This is a genomic window from Mitsuaria sp. CC2, from assembly GCF_048957715.1.
GTDB lineage: Bacteria > Pseudomonadota > Gammaproteobacteria > Burkholderiales > Burkholderiaceae_C > Roseateles.
On the sequence record NZ_JARVXN010000033.1, the window covers coordinates 65578 to 87854 of the forward strand.

The 22277-nt window shown below is 68.1% G+C and carries 18 protein-coding genes and 1 tRNA gene; 1 reads left to right on the forward strand and 18 read right to left on the reverse strand.

Annotated features, from left to right (window positions below; genetic code table 11):
- Window positions 1–32: 32 nt before the first annotated feature.
- The 18 genes from PV762_RS21745 to PV762_RS21830 all read right to left on the reverse strand — a co-directional run bounded on the left by PV762_RS21745 (window position 33) and on the right by PV762_RS21830 (window position 20863).
- Window positions 33–108, reverse strand: a tRNA-Ala gene (locus PV762_RS21745).
- Window positions 109–253: 145 nt separating this feature from the next.
- On the reverse strand, window positions 254–1663 hold the full coding sequence (gltX, locus tag PV762_RS21750; protein ID WP_421037078.1) for a glutamate--tRNA ligase: 1410 nt from the start codon (window positions 1661–1663) through the stop codon (window positions 254–256).
- Complete coding sequence (locus PV762_RS21755; RefSeq protein WP_421037079.1) at window positions 1660–2895, reverse strand: O-succinylhomoserine sulfhydrylase; 1236 nt, start codon at window positions 2893–2895, stop codon at window positions 1660–1662. The genes gltX and PV762_RS21755 overlap by 4 nt, the downstream gene beginning before the upstream one ends.
- Window positions 2895–4406: an amidophosphoribosyltransferase gene (gene purF / locus PV762_RS21760; RefSeq protein WP_421037080.1), complete on the reverse strand. Its 1512-nt coding sequence runs from the start codon at window positions 4404–4406 to the stop codon at window positions 2895–2897. The genes PV762_RS21755 and purF overlap by 1 nt, the downstream gene beginning before the upstream one ends.
- 60 nt (window positions 4407–4466) lie before the next feature.
- On the reverse strand, window positions 4467–4955 hold the full coding sequence (locus tag PV762_RS21765) for a CvpA family protein (protein ID WP_421037081.1): 489 nt from the start codon (window positions 4953–4955) through the stop codon (window positions 4467–4469).
- A gap of 68 nt (window positions 4956–5023) precedes the next feature.
- Window positions 5024–6007: an SPOR domain-containing protein gene (locus PV762_RS21770; RefSeq protein ID WP_421037082.1), complete on the reverse strand. Its 984-nt coding sequence runs from the start codon at window positions 6005–6007 to the stop codon at window positions 5024–5026.
- Window positions 6008–6172: 165 nt separating this feature from the next.
- Window positions 6173–7552, reverse strand: coding sequence for a bifunctional tetrahydrofolate synthase/dihydrofolate synthase (gene folC, locus PV762_RS21775; protein WP_421037083.1), 1380 nt, complete (start codon window positions 7550–7552; stop codon window positions 6173–6175).
- Between the two features lie 97 nt (window positions 7553–7649).
- Entirely contained in the window at window positions 7650–8522 is an 873-nt protein-coding gene (accD, locus tag PV762_RS21780; protein WP_088407350.1) for an acetyl-CoA carboxylase, carboxyltransferase subunit beta, read from the reverse strand.
- Window positions 8523–8582: 60 nt separating this feature from the next.
- On the reverse strand, window positions 8583–9380 hold the full coding sequence (trpA, locus tag PV762_RS21785; protein ID WP_421037084.1) for a tryptophan synthase subunit alpha: 798 nt from the start codon (window positions 9378–9380) through the stop codon (window positions 8583–8585).
- Window positions 9377–10699: a tryptophan synthase subunit beta gene (trpB, locus tag PV762_RS21790; RefSeq protein ID WP_421037085.1), complete on the reverse strand. Its 1323-nt coding sequence runs from the start codon at window positions 10697–10699 to the stop codon at window positions 9377–9379. The genes trpA and trpB overlap by 4 nt, the downstream gene beginning before the upstream one ends.
- A gap of 43 nt (window positions 10700–10742) precedes the next feature.
- Window positions 10743–11447 (reverse strand): phosphoribosylanthranilate isomerase, encoded by a 705-nt coding sequence (locus PV762_RS21795; protein WP_421037283.1) that lies wholly within the window; start codon window positions 11445–11447, stop codon window positions 10743–10745.
- Window positions 11401–12183, reverse strand: coding sequence for a tRNA pseudouridine(38-40) synthase TruA (truA, locus tag PV762_RS21800; RefSeq protein ID WP_421037086.1), 783 nt, complete (start codon window positions 12181–12183; stop codon window positions 11401–11403). Before truA ends, PV762_RS21795 begins: the two co-directional genes overlap by 47 nt.
- A 128-nt stretch (window positions 12184–12311) precedes the next feature.
- Window positions 12312–15002, reverse strand: coding sequence for a FimV/HubP family polar landmark protein (locus PV762_RS21805; RefSeq protein WP_421037087.1), 2691 nt, complete (start codon window positions 15000–15002; stop codon window positions 12312–12314).
- 337 nt (window positions 15003–15339) lie between these two features.
- Window positions 15340–16470 (reverse strand): aspartate-semialdehyde dehydrogenase, encoded by a 1131-nt coding sequence (gene asd / locus PV762_RS21810; RefSeq protein ID WP_421037088.1) that lies wholly within the window; start codon window positions 16468–16470, stop codon window positions 15340–15342.
- Between the two features lie 132 nt (window positions 16471–16602).
- Entirely contained in the window at window positions 16603–17736 is a 1134-nt protein-coding gene (gene leuB / locus PV762_RS21815) for a 3-isopropylmalate dehydrogenase (protein WP_421037089.1), read from the reverse strand.
- Window positions 17737–17756: 20 nt separating this feature from the next.
- Window positions 17757–18407, reverse strand: coding sequence for a 3-isopropylmalate dehydratase small subunit (leuD, locus tag PV762_RS21820; protein WP_421037090.1), 651 nt, complete (start codon window positions 18405–18407; stop codon window positions 17757–17759).
- 16 nt (window positions 18408–18423) lie between these two features.
- On the reverse strand, window positions 18424–19860 hold the full coding sequence (gene leuC, locus PV762_RS21825) for a 3-isopropylmalate dehydratase large subunit (protein ID WP_421037091.1): 1437 nt from the start codon (window positions 19858–19860) through the stop codon (window positions 18424–18426).
- Window positions 19861–19906: 46 nt separating this feature from the next.
- Window positions 19907–20863 (reverse strand): LysR family transcriptional regulator, encoded by a 957-nt coding sequence (locus PV762_RS21830; protein WP_421037092.1) that lies wholly within the window; start codon window positions 20861–20863, stop codon window positions 19907–19909.
- Between the two features lie 228 nt (window positions 20864–21091).
- Here PV762_RS21830 and PV762_RS21835 point away from each other — a divergent pair, with 228 nt between their 5' ends.
- Window positions 21092–22261, forward strand: coding sequence for a lytic polysaccharide monooxygenase (locus PV762_RS21835; protein WP_421037093.1), 1170 nt, complete (start codon window positions 21092–21094; stop codon window positions 22259–22261).
- The last annotated feature ends 16 nt before the right edge of the window (window positions 22262–22277 follow it).

The following is a 22277-nucleotide window of genomic DNA, read 5'->3' on the forward strand; positions in this document are numbered from 1 at the left end:
TCCTTGAACCGCGCGCCACGCAAACTGAAGTTTGGTGGAGGTAAGCGGGATCGAACCGCTGACCTCTTGCATGCCATGCAAGCGCTCTCCCAGCTGAGCTATACCCCCTTCGGGGAATTCGATCCAGCTTCTTTTCGGCTTTCTGAATTTCATCGGGGAGCTCGCGCTCCCCGTTTAAATTCATCGTCTGCCGCTTCGAAGTTCGTTTCGAACAACGCGCTGTTCAAGCGAGAACGAGAGTATAGATCGAGTTTTAAACGGAACGCAAGCGGTTCAACAAAATTTCTTTGTCGAAAAGTTCCAGCACCGCATCCACCGAGGGGGTCTGTGAACGGCCGCAGCTCAACACCCGAACGGGAATCGCCAGTTGCGGCATCTTCAGGCCGTGTGCCGTGATCGTTTCCTTGATCGTGGCGCTGATCGAGGCCTTGTCCCAGACCGCAAGGGCCTCAAGTTTGTCCGCCAACGCCAGCACGGCCGGCTTCACCGCATCAGTCAGGTGCTGAGCACGGTCGGCGTCGCTGATCGTCACCGGCGACACGTACATCGCCAGCCAGTCCGCCAGCGCGACCGTCGTGCTGCAGCGGTCCTTGAACAACCCGCACATCGCTTCGAGACGCTCCGGCGCGGCTAGGCTGCGCTTGGCCAGTTGCGCCGCGACCAACGCCGCCAGCCGCGCGTCGTCCGCCTGCTTGATGTAGTGCGAATTGACCCATTCCAGCTTGGCCGGATCCCATTGCGCGGGGCTCTTCGAGATGTGGCTGCCGTCGAACCACGAGACCATTTGCGTCACGCTGTAGAGCTCGTCGTCACCGTGGCTCCAGCCCAGGCGCGACAGGTAGTTCAGCATCGCCTCGGGCAGGTAGCCGTCCTCCTCGTACGCGGTGACGCTGACCGCGCCGCGACGCTTGGACAGCTTCTGGCCGTCATCGCCCAGGATCACGGGAATGTGGCCGAACGCGGGCAGTGCCGCGCCCAGCGCGTTGAAGAGATTGATCTGCCAGGGTGTGTTGTTGATGTGCTCGTCGCCGCGGAAGACGTGGGTGATCTTCATGTCCCAGTCGTCGATCACCACCGCGAAGTTGTAGGTCGGCACGCCGTCCGGACGCAGCAGGATGAGGTCGTCGATCTCGCGGTTGTTGATCGTGATCGGCCCCTTGACAAGGTCGTCCCAGGTCACATCGCCGTCGACGGGATTCTTGAAACGCACCACCGGCTCGATGCCAGCAGGAATCGCCGGCAGCGTCTTGCCCGGCTCCGGACGCCAGGTGCCGTCGTAGCGGCGCTTCTCGCCGCGCGCCTCCTGGCCCGCCTTCATCGCGGCGAGTTCCTCGGGCGAGCAGTAGCAGCGGTAGGCGGTGCCGGCCGCGATCATCTGCTCGATGACCGCGTGATAGCGCTCCAGGCGCTGCATCTGATAGATCGGGCCCTCGTCGTAGTCGAGGCCCAGCCACTTCATCGACGCGAGGATCTGCTCGACCGAATCCTGCGTCGATCGCGCGACGTCGGTGTCCTCGATGCGCAGCACGAATTCGCCGCCGTGGTGGCGCGCGTAGGCCCACGAGAACAAGGCCGTACGCGCCGTGCCGAGGTGCAGGAAACCCGTCGGCGACGGAGCAATGCGGGTGCGGACCGGCGTGGCCGGCGTGGAGGGAGTCGTCATAGGGAATTCAAACCGCGGGCCAGATCGGCCTTGATGTCTTCGATGTCTTCCAGGCCGACCGCGACGCGGATCAGGCCCTGCGTGATGCCGGCGGCCTGGCGCTGCGGCTCGGTGAGCCGGCCGTGCGAGGTGCTGGCCGGATGCGTGATGGTGGTCTTGGTGTCGCCGAGGTTGGCGGTGATCGAGCAGATCTTCGTCCGGTCGATGACGTGGAAGGCGGCGGCGCGACCGTTGTCGTCGCCAGCGTTCTTCACGATGAACGACACGACCGCCCCGCCCTGGCCGCCTTGCTGGCGCATCGCAAGCTCATGCTGCGGATGCGACTTCAGGCCCGGGTAATAGACGCGTTCGACGCCGGGATGCACTTCCAGCCATTCGGCCAGCACGGCGGCGCTGGCGGTCTGCGCCTTCATGCGCACCGACAGCGTCTCCATGCCCTTGAGCACGACCCAGGCGTTGAAAGGCGACAGCGACATGCCCACCGAGCGCATCACCGGCGTGAACACCTCGTCGACATGTTTCGCGGAGGCGCAGATCGCGCCCGCGATCACGCGGCCCTGGCCGTCCAAATACTTGGTGCCGGAATGGATGATGAAGTCCGCGCCCATCTTCGCCGGCTGCTGAAGCGCGGGCGAGGCGAAGCAGTTGTCCACCGCTAGCAGCGCGCCGTGCGCATGCGCGATCTCGGCCAGCGCGGCGACGTCGCAGACCTCGGTCAGTGGATTGGTCGGCGTCTCCGCGAACAGCAGTTTCGTGTTGGGTTGCAGCGCATGCCTCCACTCGGCCAGATCGGTCTGGGACACGAAGGTCGTCTGGACACCGAACTTGCCGAACTCGCCCTGCAGCAGCTTGATGGTCGAGCCGAACACCGAGCGCGAGCAGACCACGTGATCGCCCGACTTCAGCAGGCCCATGACCAGCAGCATGATCGCGGACATGCCGGACGAGGTGGCGATGCACGCCTCGGTGCCTTCGAGCGCGGCAAGCCGGCGCTCCATCATCATGACCGTCGGATTCGAGAAGCGGCTGTAGACGAAGGCCTCCTCCTCGTTGGCGAAGCGGCGCGCGGCGGTGGCCGCGTCCGGATGCACGAAGGAGCTGGTCAGGTAGAGCGCTTCCGAGTTCTCGCCCCAGAGCGACGGCGGCAGGCCTTCCCGGACGGCGAGCGTGTCCAGCCGGACGTCGGCCGGCAGGTCCACGCGCGGGATGCCGCCCTTCTTCTCATGGCTCATCATTGGTCTCCGCCGCTCTGCAGCGCCAGGCGGCTGCGTGCCGGCAGGTCCTCTTCCTCGGGCTGCGACTTGCGCTGCGCCTGCATGGTCGCGAAGTCCTCGACCGAGACGTCGCCGGTGATGTAGGTGCCGTCGAAGCAGGAGGCCTCGAAGCCGTTCAGCCCCGGGCGCAGTTGGCCCACCACGCGCTTCATCGCGTCGACGTCCTGGTAGATCAGCGCGTCGGCGCCGATGAACTGGCGGATCTCCTCGATCGAGCGGCCATGGGCGATCAGCTCTTCCTTGGTCGGCATGTCGATGCCGTACACATTGGGGAAGCGCACCGGCGGCGCCGCCGAGGCCAGGTAGACCTTGTTCGCGCCGGCCTCGCGGGCCATCTGCACGATCTCCTTGGAGGTGGTGCCGCGCACGATGGAGTCGTCGACCAGCAGCACGTTGCGGCCCTTGAATTCCAGGCCGATCGCGTTGAGCTTCTGGCGCACCGACTTCTTGCGCGTGGACTGGCCCGGCATGATGAAGGTCCGACCCACGTAGCGGTTCTTGACGAAGCCTTCGCGGTACGGCTTGCCGATGCGGTGCGCGAGCTGCATCGCCGACGGCCGGCTCGATTCCGGAATCGGGATGACCACGTCGATCTCGCTCGGGGGGATCGTCGAGATCAGGCGCTGGGCCAGCGTCTCGCCCATGTTCAGGCGCGCCTGGTAGACCGAGATGCCGTCCATCACCGAATCCGGGCGCGCCAGGTAGACGAACTCGAACATGCAGGGGTTCAGCGTCGGGTGCTCGGCGCACTGCTGCGTGTGGATCGTGCCCTGGGTGTCGATGAACAGCGCCTCGCCAGGTGCGAGGTCGCGCGTCAGCGTGTGCGCGGTGCCTTCAAGCGCCACGCTTTCGCTGGCGACCATGACCTCGCCGTCGGCCGCCTGGCCGAAGCACAGCGGCCGGATGCCGTAGGGGTCGCGGAAGGCCAGCAGCCCGTGGCCGGCGATCAGCGCGATCACGGCGTACGAGCCCTTGATCCGCTTGTGCACGGTGCCCACGGCCTTGAAGATCTGCGCCGGCGTCAGCGGCAGGTCGCGGCCGGCCATCTCCAGCTCGTGCGCGAGCACGTTGATCAGGACTTCGGTGTCACTCTCGGTGTTGATGTGACGGCGGTCGACGTCGAACAGCTCCGCCTTCAGCGCATGCGCGTTGGTCAGGTTGCCGTTGTGGACCAGCACGATGCCGTAAGGCGCATTGACGTAGAACGGCTGCGCCTCTTCCTCGGAATAGGCGTTGCCGGCCGTCGGATAACGGACCTGGCCGAGGCCGACGTTGCCGGGCAGCCCGCGCATGTTGCGGGTGCGGAAGACGTCGCGCACCATGCCGCGCGCCTTGTGCATGAAGCACTTCTGACCTTGCATCGTGACGATGCCGGCCGCGTCCTGGCCGCGATGCTGCAGCAGCAGCAGCGCGTCATAGATCAGCTGGTTGACCGGCGCCTTGGAAATCACACCGACGATGCCGCACATGGGGAGGTCCTTAATGCTTCTGGAAAAGGAAGGGAACGACGGCCGGGGCGCTCATGACGCTCAGGCCGGAATGTAGTCCTGCAGGGCCGCGGGCAACAGCGGCTTCACCTGCGTGAGGGTCGCCTGCAGCCACGGCGCGAGCTGCGATTCGATCCACGGCCGCGACCGGACGGCCGGCGTCATGTCGACGATGACGGTGGCCAGCAGCGCCAGCAGCACCGCGCGCAGCACGCCGAAGGCCGCGCCGCCGAGCCGGTCCAGCACGCCCAGCGGCGTCGCGTGGATCAGCGCCCGGATCAGCTTGGCGCCCAGGCCCCAGATCAGCAGCACCAGGATGAAGGCCAGCACCAGCCCGAGGGCGCGGATCAGCGACGGGCCGATCTTCTCCGCCGGCAGCAGGCCCTCGATGAATGGCGCCACGAAGGGCGCAGCCGCATACGCGACCAGCCAGCCGGCGATGGTCATCAACTCGAAGACCAGGCCGCGCCAGGCCCCCAGCAGCACCGAGACGACCAGCAGGCCCAGCAGCGCGAGGTCGACCCAGTTCATCGCGGCGATCGTGCGTGCGCGGGGAGACGGTCATGGTCGTGCATCGTGGCGAGCTCCGTGCCGACCCGTCAGAGCGTCAGCACGGCCGACGAGAGGCCGCCGCCGCGGACCTTGGCCGCGACCTTGTCCGCCTCGTCCCGCGAGTTGAAGGGACCGACCCGGACGCGGATGCGCTTGCCGTCCGCGGTGTCGACCGCCTGTGTGTAGGTCTTGAGGCCCATGCGCTCGACCTTCGCGCGCACATCCTGCGCGGCCTTGCCGTCGGCGTAGGCGCCGACCTGCACGATAAACCGCGTGCCGGAAGCGGCCGCGTCGGCCTTCTTCTCGGACGATGAACGCCCCTCCAGCAGCGCCTGCGCGCGAGCAGCATCGGCCGTGCGAGTGTCCGGCTTCGGATCGGGCTTGCGCTCCGGCCTTGTCTCGACCTTGGGCTCGGGCTTGCGCTCCGGCTTGGCCTCGGCTCTGGTCTCGGGCTTGTGTTCGGGCTTGGGCTCGACACGGGCCGGACGGGCCGGTTCTGCGATCGTCGCACGCTCGTCGGGCCTGGTGTCCATGCGAGTCGGCGGCATGGCCTGGGCCACCTGGTCGGCGACCGGATCACGTGGCACCTCACGTGGCACGTCCGGAGGCGGGACCGCGCGGTCGGCCGCGGCCTGCTCGGCGGACTCGGTGATGATGCCGCGCCCCGCATCGCCGCCGGTGGCCTGGGCGCGCGAGGTCTGAGCGGTCGGCGCGGGGATGGTCAGCGGCGTCGCGCCGTCCTTGCGCGGAATGTCGATCGGCAGGTCGACCGCGATCGGTCGGGGCTGGGTCTCGAACAGCAGCGGGAACACGATCACCGCGATCCCCACCAGCACCGCCGCGCCGACCAGGCGCCGGCGCGCGCGCAGGCGCAGTTGCTGCACGTCGTCGACCGTCTCGGCGCCGCCGCGGGAACGCCCTCGCCCGGCGTCGCCGCCGGAACGGCCCCGCTCACTGCGATCGCCGCGATCACCGCTCCGGTCGCCGGAGTCTTTCGCTTCGCCGCGCTTCAGGAAGGACAGAAAACCCATGTACTCGGAGAACCTGGTTGATGCCGCGCCGTCGCCGCGGGAGTGCCTTCGGGACCCAGGGCCCCGGAGCGGAAAGCGGCCCCTCCGCAGATACGGACGAGGCCGCCGACTTTCAACTGCGAGCGATTCGAATGCAGCGTTGCGAAGCGCTCAATGCCGCCCGCTTCAAGACGTGGCTTCCGGCTGGACGCCGCCGCCCAGTCTCGGGATGCCATTCTTGAGCACGCCGCCCACGGTGAAGAACGAACCGAAGACCAAAATTCTATCAGCGGGGTCCGCCTCGGCCGCCGCTGCGGCCAGGGCCGCCGCAGGGTCCGGATGCAGGGAGGAGCCCACCTCCTTCGGCGTCTGCAGCGTGCCGGCCGCCCTCGCCTCGTCGAAACGCGTCCGCAGCGCCTGGGCGGTCGCCGCACGCGCGATCGGCAGGTCGCAGAAATGCCAGTGGTCGATCAGCGGCGAGATGCGCGCGAGGATGTTGGCGAGGTCCTTGTCCGCCATTGCACCGAAGACGGCGCGCGTGCGCGGGTAGAAGCCCATCTGGTCGAGGTTCTGCGCCAGCGCGGCCACCGCGTGCGGGTTGTGCGCGACGTCCATCACCAGCATCGGCGAACCCGGGATCACCTGGAAGCGCCCCGGCAGTTCGACCAGCGCCAGCCCCGCGCGCACGGCCTGCGCGGAGATCGGGAGCCGCTCGTAGAGCGCCTCGAACACCGCCAGCACGCCGGACGCGTTCAGCAGCTGGTTGACGCCGCGCAGCGCGGGGTAGGACATGCCGCTGTAGCGCTTGGCACGCCCGACCCACTGCCACTGCTGGCGGTCGCCCGAGTAGCTGAAATCGCGCCCGAGCTGGCGCAGGTCGGCGCCGATGGACTCGGCATACGCCGCGATCGAGGCCGGCGGCATCGGATCGGACACGATCGCCGGCTTGCCCGGCCGCATGATGTGCGCCTTCTCCCGGCCCACGGACTCGCGGTCCGGGCCGAGGTACTCGGTGTGATCGAGGTCGATGCTGGTGATGACGCTGCAATCGGCGTCGATGACGTTCACCGCGTCCAGGCGCCCGCCGAGGCCGACTTCCAGGATCACCAGGTCGAGCGGCTCCGAGGCCAGCCTGTGCAGGATCGCGAGCGTCGTGAACTCGAAATAGGTCAGCGCCAGGTCGCCGCGGGCCTGCTCGACCGCCTCGAAGTGCGGCAGCAGCGCCGCGGCGTCGACCGGGCGGCCACCGACGCGGCAGCGCTCCTGGAAGTGCACCAGGTGCGGCTTGATGTAGAGGCCGACGCGGTAGCCCGCCTGCAGTGCGACGCTTTCCAGCATGGCGCAGGTCGAGCCCTTGCCGTTCGTGCCGGCCACCATCACGACCGGCGTGTCCGGACCGAAGTCGAGCTTCAGGCGCTGGCGCATCTCGGCGACGCGCGCCAGCGTCATGTCGATCTCCTTCGGATGCAGGCGCTCGCAGCGCGCCAGCCAGGCATCGAGCACCTGTTGCGCGTCGCCGCCGGGGGTCAGCACGGGAATGGACAGATCGTTCGGAGTGGCAGACATCGAGGATTCCAAGGCTCAAAAGAAGACGGCCAGACCGGGCGTGGTCTGGCCGTGCTGAGTACCGTCACCGCCCCAGGGGCGGTTCGCTGTCGCGGGGTCAGGCGACCGCGTCGGAACTCTGCCGCTGCAGGATGGCCAGGTTGCGGGCGATGACCTCGCGCAGCTTGCGGCGGTCGACGATCATGTCGATCGCGCCCTTCTCCATCAGGAACTCGGCGCGCTGGAAGCCGGGGGGCAGCTTCTCGCGCACGGTGTTCTCGATCACGCGCGGTCCGGCGAAGCCGATCAGCGCCTTCGGTTCGGCGATGACGATGTCACCCACGAACGCGAAACTCGCCGAGACGCCGCCCATCGTCGGGTCGGTCAGCACGCTGATGTAAGGCAGCTTCGCCTTGGCCAGACGCGTGAGCGCGGCGTTGGACTTGGCCATCTGCATCAGCGAGAGCAGGCCTTCCTGCATCCGCGCGCCGCCGGTGGCGGTGAAGCAGATGAACGGGGTCTTCTGCTCCAGCGCGGTCTCGACGCCGCGCGCGAAGCGCTCGCCGACCACGGAGCCCATCGAACCGCCCATGAAGTCGAACTCGAAGCAGGCCGCCACCACCGGAATGCTCATCACCGCGCCGCCCATGACGACCAGCGCATCGGTCTCGCCGGTCGATTCCAGCGCTTCCTTGAGCCGGTCCGGATACTTCTTGCTGTCCTTGAACTTCAGCGCGTCCACGGGCAGCACCTCCTGGCCGACCTCATAACGGCCTTCGCCGTCCAGGAAGGCGTCCAGGCGGGCGCGGGCCCCGATGCGATGATGGTGACCGCACTTCGGGCAGACGTTGACGTTCTGCTCGAGGTCGGTCTTGTACAGCACCGTTTCGCAGGACGGGCACTTGATCCACAGGCCTTCCGGCACCGTGCGGCGCTGGTCGGGGTCGGTCTGCTGGATCTTCGGGGGAAGCAGTTTCTCAAGCCAACTCATGGCGGGCTCCTATAGCTAAGGCCGGACGATCGAACGGAAAGTCGCCGCAGGTGGCCCCGTTCAGGCGTCCAACGCGGCGCGGATGTCTCGGATGAAGGCCGCCGCCTGGATCGCGACATTATCCCTTGTCTGGGACTCCATCAGCTGGACGAGGGCCGAACCGATCACCACCGCGTCCGCATGGCGCGCCACGGCGGCCGCCGTGGCCCCGTCCCGGATGCCGAAACCCACCCCCAGCGGGATGTTCACGTGCCGGCGCAGCCGGGGCATCGCCTCCGCGACGGCACCGGTGTCCAGGTGACCGGCGCCGGTCACGCCCTTGAGGGAAACGTAGTAGACGTAGCCGCTGGCGAGCTGCCCGATGCGGGCGACCCGCTCGTCGGTCGAGGTCGGCGCCAGCAGGAAGATCGGATCCAGCCCCTGCGCCTTCAGCGCGGCGGCGAAGGCCTCGGACTCCTCCGGCGGGTAGTCGACGATCAGCACGCCATCGACGCCCGCGGCCTTGGCCTCGGTGACGAAGCGCTCCAGGCCGAAACGCTCGACCGGGTTCGCGTAGCCCATCAGCACGACCGGCGTCGCGTCGTCCTGGCGGCGGAACTCGCGGACGATCGCCAGCACGTGCGTCAGCGTGATGCCCTTGGCCAGGGCGCGTTCGCTGGCCTTCTGGATGACCGGGCCGTCGGCCATCGGATCGGAAAACGGCACGCCGAGCTCGATCACGTCGGCGCCGGCCTTGGCCATCGCCAGCATCAGCTCGACGGTCACGTCCGCGTACGGATCGCCGGCGGTGACGTAGGGGATCAGCGCCTTGCGGCCGTCGGCGCCCAGGCGGGCGAAGGTGGCCTGGATGCGGGTCATTGCGCACCTCCCTTCACGGCGTGGCCGGCCATCGACGGCCGGTCGAAGTACGCGGCGCCCGAGAGGTCGGCGACAGTGCCGATGTCCTTGTCGCCGCGGCCGGACAGGTTGACCAGCAGATGCTGGTCGGGACGCATCGTCGGCGCGAGCTTGAGCGCATGCGCCAGCGCGTGGCTCGATTCAAGCGCAGGGATGATGCCCTCGCTGCGGCACAGGCGATGGAAGGCGGCAAGCGCCTCCGCGTCGGTGGCGCCCACGTATTCGGCGCGGCCGATGTCCTTCAGGTAGGCGTGCTCCGGGCCGACGCCGGGGTAGTCCAGGCCGGCGGAGATCGAATGCGTCTCGATGATCTGACCTCCGTCGTCCTGCAGCAGGTAGGTGCGGTTGCCGTGCAGCACCCCGGGGGAACCCGCGGTCAGCGTGGCCGCATGCTTGGGTGTGTCGACGCCCTGCCCTGCGGCCTCGACGCCGATCAAGCGCACATCGGCGTGCGGAATGTACGGATAGAAGATCCCGATCGCATTGCTGCCGCCGCCCACGCAGGCGATGACGGCGTCAGGCTGTCTGCCGGTCATCTCGGGCATCTGCACGAGGCACTCGTCGCCGATGACGCGCTGGAAGTCGCGGACCATCATCGGATACGGGTGCGGACCGGCCACGGTGCCGATGATGTAGAAGGTCGACTCGATGTGGGTGACCCAGTCGCGCATCGCCTCGTTGAGCGCGTCCTTCAGCGTCTTCGAACCGGACTCCACCGGCACGACGCGCGCGCCGAGCAGGTTCATCCGGTAAACGTTGGGCGACTGCCGCTTCACGTCCTCGGAGCCCATGTACACGACGCACTCCATGCCGTAGCGGGCGCAGATCGTGGCGGTGGCGACGCCGTGCTGGCCGGCGCCGGTCTCCGCGATGACGCGCTTCTTGCCCATGCGGCGGGCCAGCAGCGCCTGGCCGATGGTGTTGTTCACCTTGTGCGCGCCGGTGTGGTTCAGGTCCTCGCGCTTGAGAAAGATCTGCGCGCCGCCGAGCTCGCTGCTCAGTCTCTTCGCGTGATAGATCGGGCTGGGACGGCCGACGAAGTGCGCCAGCTCGTACTGGAACTCGCGGATGAACTCCGGGTCCTGGCTGTAGCGGGCGTAGGCCGCGTCGAGCTCATCCAGCGCGTGGATCAGCGTCTCGGCGACGAAGCGGCCGCCGTAGTAGCCGTGGGCGTTCTCCGTGGAGACGGGGCCGAAGCGGCCTCGCGCATCGGGCTGCGCATAACCCGCGAGCGGGCCGGTCACGAACGGGGTCGCGGAGGGATTCAGGGTCTTGGACATGTGGGGTCCTCGATGAGGATGCCCGTGCGCGAACCGCTGGGGTTCAAGCCGACTTCAAGCGGTCGGCCTCGCGCACGGCATCGCAGAACTGGCGGATCTTGCCGGCGTCCTTGAGGCCCTTCGAGGCCTCCACGCCGGAGCTGACGTCAACGGCCCAGGGCCGCACCTTCAGCACGCCATCGATCACGTTGGCTGCACTCAACCCACCAGACAAAACGACCGGAGAGGGAACGCTTGGAGGCAGCAGTGACCAATCGAAGACCTTTCCGCCACCACCATAGCCGTCGACGAACGCGTCGAGCAGCACGGCCTGGGCGTGGGAGAACCGAGACGCGAAGTCTAGCAAATCGAAGCCCGGCGCCATCCGCGCCGCGCGCAGATAGGGGCGTGACCAGCGATCGCAGTCCTCTGGGGGCTCATCGCCGTGGAACTGCAGCGTCAGGTTCGGCATCGCGGCCAGTGCGGCCTGGATCGCCTCGGGCGTCGCGTTGACGAACAGCCCCACCGGCGTCACGAACGGCGGCAGGCGTCGCGCCAGATCCGCGGCGCGTTCGACGGTCACGGCGCGCGGGCTCTTCTCGTAGAACACCAGGCCGATCGCGTCGGCCCCGGCCTCGACAGCGACGTCGACGTCGGCTTCGCGGGTCAGGCCGCAGATCTTGATGCGGGTTCGGCTCATGTCGGATCCAGTCGATGCCGCCTCAAGGCAGCCAGTCCATGGCCGCCGTGTGGCGCGGCAGGTTGAGATGATCGTCGTAGCTCGGGCCGACGAAGTACAGCCCGTCCGGCGGGAAGGTCGGCGCCGCCGCGTCGCGCGAGCGCGCCGCCAGCACCTCGTCCATCCAGGACGGCGGCTTCTGCCCGGCGCCCACGGCGACCAGGCAGCCCATGATGTTACGGATCATGTGGTGCAGGAAAGCGATGCCGTCGAACTCGAAGCGCCAGTATGGGCCGCGCTTGTGAATCTCGATGCCGCGCAGGATCTTCACCGGCGATGCCGCCTGGCACTCCGCGGAACGGAAGGAGCTGAAGTCGTGCTCGCCGACCAGCCGCGAGGCCGCGTCGCGCATCGCGTCGCCGTCCAGGGGCTTGAAGGTCCAGCCCACGCCGTCCGCCTGGATCGAGGGTCGCACGGCGGACTCCAGCAGCAGGTACCAGTAGCGCCGGCCACGCGCCAGGTTGCGCGCATGGAAGTCCTCGCCGGGGAAGGCGGCCCATTGGATCGCGATGTCCCGCGGCAGGTAGCGGTTGACGCCGCGGACCCAGGAGAACGCCTCGCGCGTCACCGGCGAATCGAAGTGGACGACCTGGTTCAGGCCGTGGACACCGGTATCGGTGCGTCCCGCACAGATCGTGCGGACCGGCTGAGCGATGAACTGGGCGAGCGCCGCCTCCAGCGCGTCCTGCACGGTGCCGCCGCCGGGCTGGCTCTGCCAGCCCTTGTAGGCCTCGCCGCGATAACTCACGCCCAGCGCCACGCGCATGCGGATCTCCGGATCTCAGGGAAAAGTGAAGGCCCACAAGTGGAGGCCAAAAAGAAAAGGCGCCCGGCCAGGCCGAGCGCCTTGTCGTGAACGGCCCGCAGTTTAACGAAGCCGGTCCACGCTGCAGGTCAGCGAAGCTGATCCAGCATCTGCTGCGCGCGGGCGCGCATCGGGCCGTCGGCCTTGCCGACCAGCTCCTGCAGCACGTCGCGCGCACCTTCGGTGTCGCCGATCTGTCGGAACTCCTCGGCCAGCTCCAGCTGACGCTGCAGCGCCTCGTCGTCGTTCGGGTCGATGCTGTCGAGGTCGACGCCCAGGTCGTCCAGGCTCATCGTGTCCCGTGCCGTCGGCTTGGCGTCGGCAGGCGCGCCCAGATCCGGCAGGTCGATCGAGGTGACGTCGTCATGCCCCTTGCCGCCGCGGCCGGCCGGCGCATCGCTGGGCAGGTCCAGATCGATGCTCGACAGGTCGAAGTCCAGCGAGGAAGAATCCTGCGCGGGCGCCGAGGCCGGCGTGCTGCCGCCCAGGTCGTCCAGGTCGCCGAGGTCGAACTCGAGTTCACGGGCGCTGGCGGCGGTCGGCGCGCTGAGGTCCAGGTCCATGTTCATCGGTGCCTGGCTGGCGGACGACGGCAGCGCCTGTGTGGCGGCCATCGCCGGCGCCGGTGCCGGCGTCGAGTCCAGGTCCAGATCGAGGTCCAGGTCCATCAGGCTGGAGGGACCGCTGTCGCGCGGCGAGGCGGCGACAGCGGCGCCAGCCGCGGCCGTCGCGGCGGCACGGGCCAGCGCGCCGCTGCCCGGATGGGCCAGGCCGGTGGCGGGCAGCGTGCTCGCATTCATCGGCTCGGGACGCTCATCGTCGCTCTCGAACATCGTCGGCGCGCCGCCGGGCTGGTACAGCGGATTCTCCGGATCGGCCTGGCGGCCGAGTTCCTGCACCTTGGCCCAATCCTCGCCCTGACCCTTGGTCTCGGCGTACAGCTGCACGGCCAGTTGCTCGAAGCCCTTGATGTCGCGGCGCTTGCCGTAGACCTCGAGCAGCTTCAGGCGGATGGCCAGGCGCTCCGGATTGGCGCGCAGCGCTTCCTTCAGGATTTCTTCGGCCTGCAGGTCGCGGCCGTAGGCCAGGTAGACGTCGGCTTCGGCGACCGGATCGACGTCACCGATCGCGTCCAGCTGGCTCAGCGAATAGCTCATCGACGACTGGCCGGTCGTCGACGCGTCACGCGTGTCGACGCGCTGGCCGCCGCTGTGACCGAAGAACGAGTCCGGTGCGAGGCGGCTTTCCGCGAAGGCGGTTTCGGAACGCGACGCCGCATCGCGGCGGGCGCGCCAGCGGTTGTAGCCGATGCCGCCGGCGATCACCGCCAGGGCGGCGACCAGCGCGGGCAGGTAGTCGCTCAGCGAGTCGAGGAAACCGGGTTCCTCGGGCTGGGGGTGCGGCGCCGGGACGGCGCGGGGAGCCGAGGCGACGACCGGCGCCGAGGCCGGCACTTCGGCCACGGCGGCCGAAGCCGGCTCGGAGGCGGCGGGCGCTTCAGACGCCGACGGCACGTTCGCGGCGACGGTCACCGGCGGCACGACCGCCGGAGCGGGTGCGGGAGCGGGTGTCGGCGCCGGAGCGGGTGCCGGAGTCGGTGCGGCGGCGGTCGTCGGCGCGGCCGGCTTCGAGGCGGCGCTCGACAGCTTCTTCAGCTCTTCGACGTTGCGCGTCAGCTCGGCGACTCTGGCGGCCGAATCCTTCTTCTCGGTGTCCTTGGACACCTTGGACTCGGCGCCGGCGATGCCGCTGGGCTTGCTCAGCGTCAGCTTGTCCGGCGCGGCCGAGACCGCAGGCTTGCGGTCCTCGACGGCCGCCTGCACGGAGCCCTTGGCCTGGCGGCTGTTCTCGTCGGCCTTCAGGGTCGGGGCGCTTTCGGCCAGGCGCTGGCGGTAGCTGCCGAAATCGCTGCTCTGCGCCTGGATGACGCGGCGCGCTTCCTGCGGCGTGATCGACTGGACCGACTCGCTGCCCGGCACCGACAGGACGGCGCCCGACTTCAACCGGTTCATGTTCTGGTTGATGAACGCGTCCGGATTGCTGCGGTACAGGCCGACCAGCATCTGGTCCAGCGACACGCCGGTCGGCTGGGTGCGATTCGCGATGCGGGACAGCGTGTCCCCGGGCTGGACGGTGTATTCCGAGCCGGGCGTGGCCGGTGCCGCCGGAGCGGCGGACGGCGCGGGACGCGGCGCGCGGGCCGTGGCCGGCGCGGGCGGCTGGCTCACCGGGGCGGCGGGGGCGGACGACGGGGCCTGCGTGCGGGCCACCGGCGGCGGCGCGACCACGGACGGCGTCGACGCGGGCGCCGAGATCACCGGCGAGGTGGTCGGCTCGCTCGAACGGGCGACGCCGGTATTGCTCGGAGGATCGAACAGCAGCGTGAACTCGCGGGTCAGGCGGCCGCTCGACCAGTTCACCTCGAGGATGACGTCGACGAAGGGTTCCTGGACCGAGCGGTCGCTTGTCAGGCGCAGATACGGCCGGCCGTCGGCGCGACGGGCCAGTTGCACCTGCGTGCTGGCCAGCACCGCGTTGTAGTCCAGACCGGAAGCCCGGTAGGACTCAGGCGGCGCGACGCGCAGCTTGAGCGAGCTGGCTTCCTCCGGGCTGAGGCTGCTGACGTCGATTTCCGCGCGCAGCGTTTCGCCGAGCGCGGATTGCACCGTCAGTTTTCCAAGCCCGAGACCGTAGGCGGAACCCGCCGCGAGTCCCAACACGGTGACCGCGGCCACCTGGCTCAGCGCAAATCGCGCATATGCGCTCGCATGTTTTTTCAAGGCGTCCCCCAAAGCAACAAGGCGGCCCTCCAACGGGACCGCCTGTCATGACGTATTGTTGTTGTGCGACTGATGCGCCCGGGCAGGCTCCCAGCCATTCCCGCGTAGAAAATCACAACGGTGGCAAGCATATACGCATCGTTGCTGAGGTAGCTCATGAATAACATCGATGAGCTAGTCCTGATTCACAGGTCGTTACGGGCGTGTCGCCAGAAGGCAACGCACCCCTCCCTTGGCATTCCCTAATCGCCATGAAAAAAGCGGTGACAAGCGCCACCGCTTTCATTGCGCCGCTCGCCAGCCGGCATCTTGCCGACGACGGCCGGCGGCGATCGGATCAGCGATCCAGCAGGATGCGCAGCATCCGGCGCAGCGGTTCCGCCGCGCCCCACAGCAACTGGTCACCGACGGTGAACGCGCCGACGTATTCCGGCCCCATGGCCAGCTTGCGGATGCGACCCACCGGGATGGTCATCGTGCCGGTGACGGCGACGGGGGTCAGGTCCTTGATCGTGGCTTCACGGGTGTTGGGCACGACCTTCACCCATTCGTTGTCCGCGGCGATCATGGCTTCGATCTCGTCCAGCGGCACGTCCTTGCGCAGCTTGAGGGTCAGCGCCTGCGAGTGGCAACGCATCGCGCCCACGCGCACGCAGAAGCCGTCGACCGGGATGGCGGCGGTGCCGAAGCCTTCGCCCTGGCCGAGGATCTTGTTGGTCTCGGCCATGCCCTTCCACTCTTCCTTGGAGGTGCCGTTGCCCAGGTCCTTGTCGATCCAGGGGATCAGCGAGCCGCCCAGCGGCACGCCGAAGTTGGCGATCTCGTCGGCGGACAGCGCGCGCTGCTTGGAGATGACCTTGCGATCGATCTCGAGGATGGCGCTCTTGGGGTCGTCCAGCAGCGCCTTCACTTCCGCGTTGAGCGTGCCGTACTGGGTCAGCAGTTCGCGCATGTGCTGCGCGCCGCCGCCGGACGCGGCCTGGTAGGTCTGCGTGGACATCCACTCGACCAGACCGGCCTTGTAGAGCGCGCCCACGCCCATCAGCATGCAGCTGACGGTGCAGTTCCCGCCGACCCAGTCGCGGCCGCCCTTGGACAGCGCGTTCTTGATCACCGGCATGTTGACGGGATCCAGCACGATCACGGCGTTGTCGGCCATGCGCAGCGTGGAAGCGGCGTCGATCCAGTGGCCGTTCCAGCCCGCGGCGCGCAGCTTGGGATAGACCTCGGCGGTGTAGTCGCCACCCTGGCAGGTGATGATGATCTCGCAGCGCTTGAGCTGCTCGAGGTCGAAGGCGTTCTGCAGCGCCGTCTCGTTCTTCGCGAACGACGGGGCGGTGCCGCCGGCGTTCGAGGTGCTGAAGAACAGCGGCTCGATCAGATCGAAATCGCGCTCCTGCGCCATGCGGTCCATCAGCACCGAGCCGACCATGCCGCGCCATCCCACCAAACCAACCAATGTCGTCATTTGCGTACCTTCGTTCATTGAAAGGCCCGGCGCTGCTGGCCGGGCATCGCCCAAACACCGTCACACACCCTGGGAGCCTGCCCGGCTCGCTTCGCCGGGTGTGTGAGGTGGGGCGAGACGAACCGGAGCGGACTAGCTCTTGATGGTTTTGGTCGTGGTCATGGTGGTCGCGCCCATGCCTTTGCCCGAAGCAACGGCAGAAATGGCGGCGACGACGGCATCACCCATCTCGCGGGTGCTCACCTTCTGGGTGCCCTCGCTCCAGATGTCCGCGGTACGCAGACCCTGGGCCAGCACGGCTTGCACCGCCGACTCGATGCGAGCGGCGGCTTCGGGCTGGTTGAGGGAGAACTTGAGCATCATGGCAGCGGAAAGGATTGTAGCCAGCGGATTGGCGATTCCCTTGCCGGCGATGTCCGGCGCGCTGCCGTGGCTGGGTTCGTAGAGGCCCTTGTTGTTCTTGTCCAACGAGGCGCTGGGCAGCATGCCGATGGAGCCGGTCAGCATCGCGGCCTCGTCCGACAGGATGTCGCCGAACATGTTGCCGGTGACGACGACGTCGAACTTCTTGGGCGCCTTGACCAGCTGCATCGCGGCGTTGTCGACGTACATGTGGTCGAGCTCGACGTCCGGATAGTCCTTGTGGACCTCGGTCACGACGTCCTTCCAGAACTGGAAGGTCTCCAGCACGTTGGCCTTGTCGACCGAGGTCACCTTCTTGTTGCGCTTGCGCGCGGCCTGGAAGGCGACGTGGGCGATGCGCTCGATCTCGGGGCGCGAGTAGCGCATCGTGTCGAAGGCTTCCTCGCTGCCGGGAAAGTGGCCGTCGACGGCGGTGCGGCGGCCGCGCGGCTGGCCGAAGTAGATGTCGCCGGTGAGCTCGCGGATGATCAGGATGTCCAGGCCGGCGACGAGCTCGGGCTTGAGGCTCGACGCATGGGTGAGCTGCTCGTAGCAGATCGCCGGGCGGAAGTTGGCGAACAGGCCGAGCGCCTTGCGCAGGCCGAGGATGGCCTGCTCCGGGCGCAGCGCGCGCTCGAGCTTGTCGTACTTCCAGTCGCCGACGGCGCCGAACAGCACCGCGTCCGCGTCCTGCGCGAGCTTGAGCGTGGCCTCGGGCAGCGGATGGCCGGAGGCCTCGTAGGCGGCGCCGCCGACGGGCGCGCTCTCGAGCTCGAACGGCAGGTCAAGCACCTTCAGGACCTTGACGGCTTCCGCGACGATTTCGGTGCCGATGCCGTCACCCGGCAGGACTGCGATCTTCATGGACTTCCTTCAGCGCGGGATCAGCGCGTAATTCGATTGTTGAGCCACGGCTTGGTGGCGATGCGTTCGGCTTCGAAGGCCTTGATCTTGTCGGCGTGACGCAGCGTCAGCGCGATGTCGTCGAAGCCGTTGAGCAGGCAGTATTTGCGGAAGGGCTGGACGTCGAAAGGCAGCTCTTCGCCGTCGGCCTTGACGACGACCTGGCGCTCCAGGTCCACGGTCAGCTGATAACCGGGGAAGGCGAAGACCTCGTCGAACAGGCGGGCGACCTGATGCTCCGGGAGCACGATCGGCAGCACGCCGTTCTTGAAGGTGTTGTTGAAGAAGATGTCGGCGAAGCTGGGCGCGATCAGCGCGCGGAAGCCGTACTGCTGCAGCGCCCAGGGCGCGTGCTCGCGACTGGAGCCGCAGCCGAAGTTGCCGCGCGCGATCAGCACCGACGCGCCTTGATAACGCGGCTGGTTCAGCACGAAGTCCGGGTTGGGCTTGCGGCTGGCAGGGTCCTGGCCCGGCTCGCCGTGGTCGAGGTAGCGCCACTCGTCGAAGAGATTCGGGCCGAAGCCGCTGCGCTTGATCGACTTCAGGAACTGCTTGGGAATGATCGCGTCGGTGTCGACGTTCTCGCGATCCATCGGGGCCACGAGGCCCTTGTGCACGGTGAACTTGTCCATGTCGTTTCCTCGATCCTCAGGCGATGCGGCGCACGTCGACGAAGTGGCCTTCCATCGCGGCCGCCGCGGCCATCGCGGGGCTCACCAGGTGAGTGCGGCCGCCGGCGCCCTGCCGGCCTTCGAAGTTGCGGTTGCTGGTGGAGGCGCAACGCTCGCCCGGCTCCAGCCGGTCGGCGTTCATCGCCAGGCACATGGAGCAGCCCGGCTCGCGCCATTCGAAGCCGGCGGCCTTGAAGATCTGGTCCAGGCCTTCGGCCTCGGCCTGCGCCTTCACCAGGCCGGAGCCCGGCACCACCATCGCCAGCTTGACGTTGCCGGCGACGCGTCCGCCCAGGCGCTTCACCACGGCCGCGGCCTCGCGCATGTCCTCGATGCGGCTGTTGGTGCAGCTGCCGATGAAGACCTTGTCGATGCGGATGTCGTTGATCGCCTTGTTGGGCTCCAGCGCCATGTACTGCAGCGCGCGCTCGATGGCGCCGCGCTTGACGGTGTCCTTCTCCTTGTCGGGATCGGGCACGCGATCGTCGATGGACAGGACCATCTCCGGCGAGGTGCCCCAGGTGACCTGCGGGCGGATCTGCGCCGCGTCGAGCTCGACGACGGCGTCGAACGTCGCGCCGGCGTCGGTGTGCAGCGTGCGCCAGTACTGGACGGCCTGGTCCCACTCGACGCCGGTCGGCGTGAACGGACGGCCCTTGACGTATTGGATGGTCGTGTCGTCGACGGCGATCAGGCCGGCGCGCGCGCCCGCCTCGATCGCCATGTTGCAGACCGTCATGCGGCCTTCCATCGACAGCGCGCGGATGGCGCTGCCGGCGAATTCGATCGTGTAGCCGGTACCGCCGGCGGTGCCGATGCGGCCGATGATCGCCAGCACGATATCCTTGGCGCCGACGCCCGGCATGACCTGACCCTCGACCTTGATCAGCAGGTTCTTCGCCTTCTTCGCCAGCAGCGTCTGCGTGGCGAGCACGTGCTCCACCTCGGAGGTGCCGATGCCGTGCGCCAGCGCGCCGAAGGCACCGTGCGTGGAGGTGTGGCTGTCGCCGCAGACCACGGTCATGCCGGGCAGCGTGGCGCCCTGCTCCGGTCCGATCACGTGGACGATGCCCTGACGCTTGTCGTTCATCTTGAACTGCGTGATGCCGAAGCGGTCGCAGTTCTTGTCCAGGGTATCGACCTGCAGGCGAGACACCGGATCGGCGATGCCCTGGCTGCGGTCGGTGGTGGGCACGTTGTGGTCGCTGACGGCGAGGTTGGCCGACAGGCGCCAGACCTTGCGGCCGGCCAGGTCCAGGCCTTCGAAGGCCTGCGGGCTGGTGACCTCGTGGACGAGGTGGCGGTCGATGTAGAGGACGGACGTGCCGTCTTCCTCGGTGTGCACCACGTGCTCGTCCCAGAGCTTGTCGTAGAGGGTGCGCGCGGCACCGGCGTTGGCGATGTTGGCGGTCATGGGATGGCTCTCCATCACTTCAGGGAAAGATGGCTATCGGTGCGGCTCACTTCGAGCCGGCCTTGGAAACGGGAGTCGCAGGATTCGCAGAATTGGCGGGCGTGGCGGCGGCCTCCTTCGCGGCCGGGCACAGCGCGTCGACGAAACGCTGGACGACGGTCGGCAGGCGCTCCTGGCGGGCCACACCCAGAACATAGTCGCGTTGGGCCCAGGCTTCATCCAGGGTCAGCCGCTTGACGTCGAAGACCTGCGCGAAGCGGCGCGACGGCGCGTCGGGCAGCACCGCGACGCCCAGGCCGGCCTCGACCAGCTGGGCGATCGCGTCGAAGCCGCGCACCTGCAGCCGCGCCTTGAGCGTGCGGCCACGGGTCATGGCTTCCTGCATCATGAGTTCCTGCGCCGCGGCGCCGCCGTGCAGGCCGACGAGGTCGTGATCGAGCAGGTCGTCGAAGCTGACCGACTCGCGCCCGGCAAGCTCATGCGCCGCCGGCACCAGCACGGCAAGTCGGCCGGTTCGGTAGGACCAGGTCTGCAGCCGGTTGTCCAGCAGCGGGGTGGTGAAGACGCCGACATCGGCGCGGCCTTCGGCGACGGCGGCCTGCACCTCGGCGCTGGTCTGGTCTTCGAGGCTGATGCGGATCTGCGGATGGGCCTGCGAGAACGCGGCCAGATCGGGCGGCAGCGCTTCGGCGATCGCGCCGGCGTTGGCGGCGATGCGCAGATGGCCCTTGATGCCGCGGGCGAACTCGACGACCTCGCTCTCCAGCGCGTGCAGCGAGGCGTGCAGCGAACGGATATGGCGGACCAGGGCGCGACAGGCCTCGGTGGGCTCGACCCCGCGGGCGCGGCGTTCGAACAGTTGCACCCCGAGGCGCGTCTCCAGGTCGGAGATCCGTTTGCTGGCTGCGGCCAGGGCCAGATGCTCGCGCTCGGCTCCGCGGGTGATGGATCGAGTCTGTTCGATCGCCAGCACGAGATTCAAGGTGGTGAGGTCGAGGCGCATGGGGTGGCGGCAGCTGGGTTGAACTGTAGCCTTCGCTCAGAGAGCAAGACTGCGGTCGTTCATGATAATCCCTTCGTCTGAAACGAAAGCTGGAAAATTTTCAGCGACGGTGGTTACCGTTGTTTGGCTTGTTTTGGTATTTCGCAGGTCCTATGGTGGTACTGCTTTGGTGTGATGTCGGGCCCATCCCATTGAAAGCACCTACACCACCACTTCGAGGAGACCTGCATGAATGACCGAGCCCGATCCTCTGCTGCCGCCGCGCTGGCGACGCTGTCGACCGCCGTCATTGCCACCCTCGGCGCCGCACTCACGCCCGGCGCCGCATTCGCCCACGGCGCACCGGAGTTCCCGATCTCGCGCCAGTACAACTGCTACAAGAACCCGTCGCTGCCGGCCTGCCAGGGCGCGATCGCCTTCGGCGGAGAGCAGGCGATCTACGACTGGAACGGCGTCAACCAGGCGGCCGCCAACGGCAACCACAAGGCGGTGGTGCCCGACCTCAGGATCTGCGCCGGCGGGCAGGAGAAGTTCAAGGGCTTCGACCTGGCGCGTGGGGACTGGCCGAGCACGGCCTACTCGCCGGGTGCCGACGGCAAGTACGAGTACCGCTACAACGCGACCGCGCCGCACCGCTCGCTGAACTGGACCTTCTTCCTGACGCGCGACGGCTGGAATCCGACGACCTCGCCGCTGCGCTGGGCGGACCTGGAGCAGGTGCAGCAGCTCGGCCCGGACCAGATCGTCACAGTGGGCAAGACCTACACGATGAAGCTGAGCCTGCCGCGTCGCACCGGCAAGCATGTGCTGTTCTCGGCCTGGCAGCGGGCGGACAGCACCGAGGCCTTCTACGCCTGCTCGGACGTGGACTTCGGCGGCGGCACGACGCCTCCGGGCACGCCTTCGGGGCTGAAGCAGATCGGTCAGGTCTCGGCGGCGCAGGACCTGCCGTCGGGCAGCCAGGTGAAGCTGCGGGTGTTCAACAGCGCGGGGAATGACCTGGAGACGATCCCGGTGGCCCTGACCGCCGCGACGACCAGGGCGGCGTGGCTGGGCCAACTCGCGACCAAGGTCAACCAGACCTCGGGCTACGTGAAGGTCGGCACCCTGCAAGGCGGCAGCGTCGTCGTGCCGGGCGGCGCGACGGTGATGGACGTCTACCTGCAGAACGCCAACTCCGGCGCGAGCTACGCGCTGGATGTGATCCTGCCGACGCCGCCGACGACACCTCCGACCACGCCGCCGGGGGCGACCACGTGGAGCGAAGGCTCAAGCTACACCGCAGGACAGGTCGTCAGCTACCAGGGCAAGCAGTACCGCTGCCTGCAGGCGCACACAGCCTGGGCCGGCGCCGGCTGGAATCCGGCGGTGTCCCCAACGCTCTGGCAGGCGATCTGAGCGGGTCGCGCTCGTG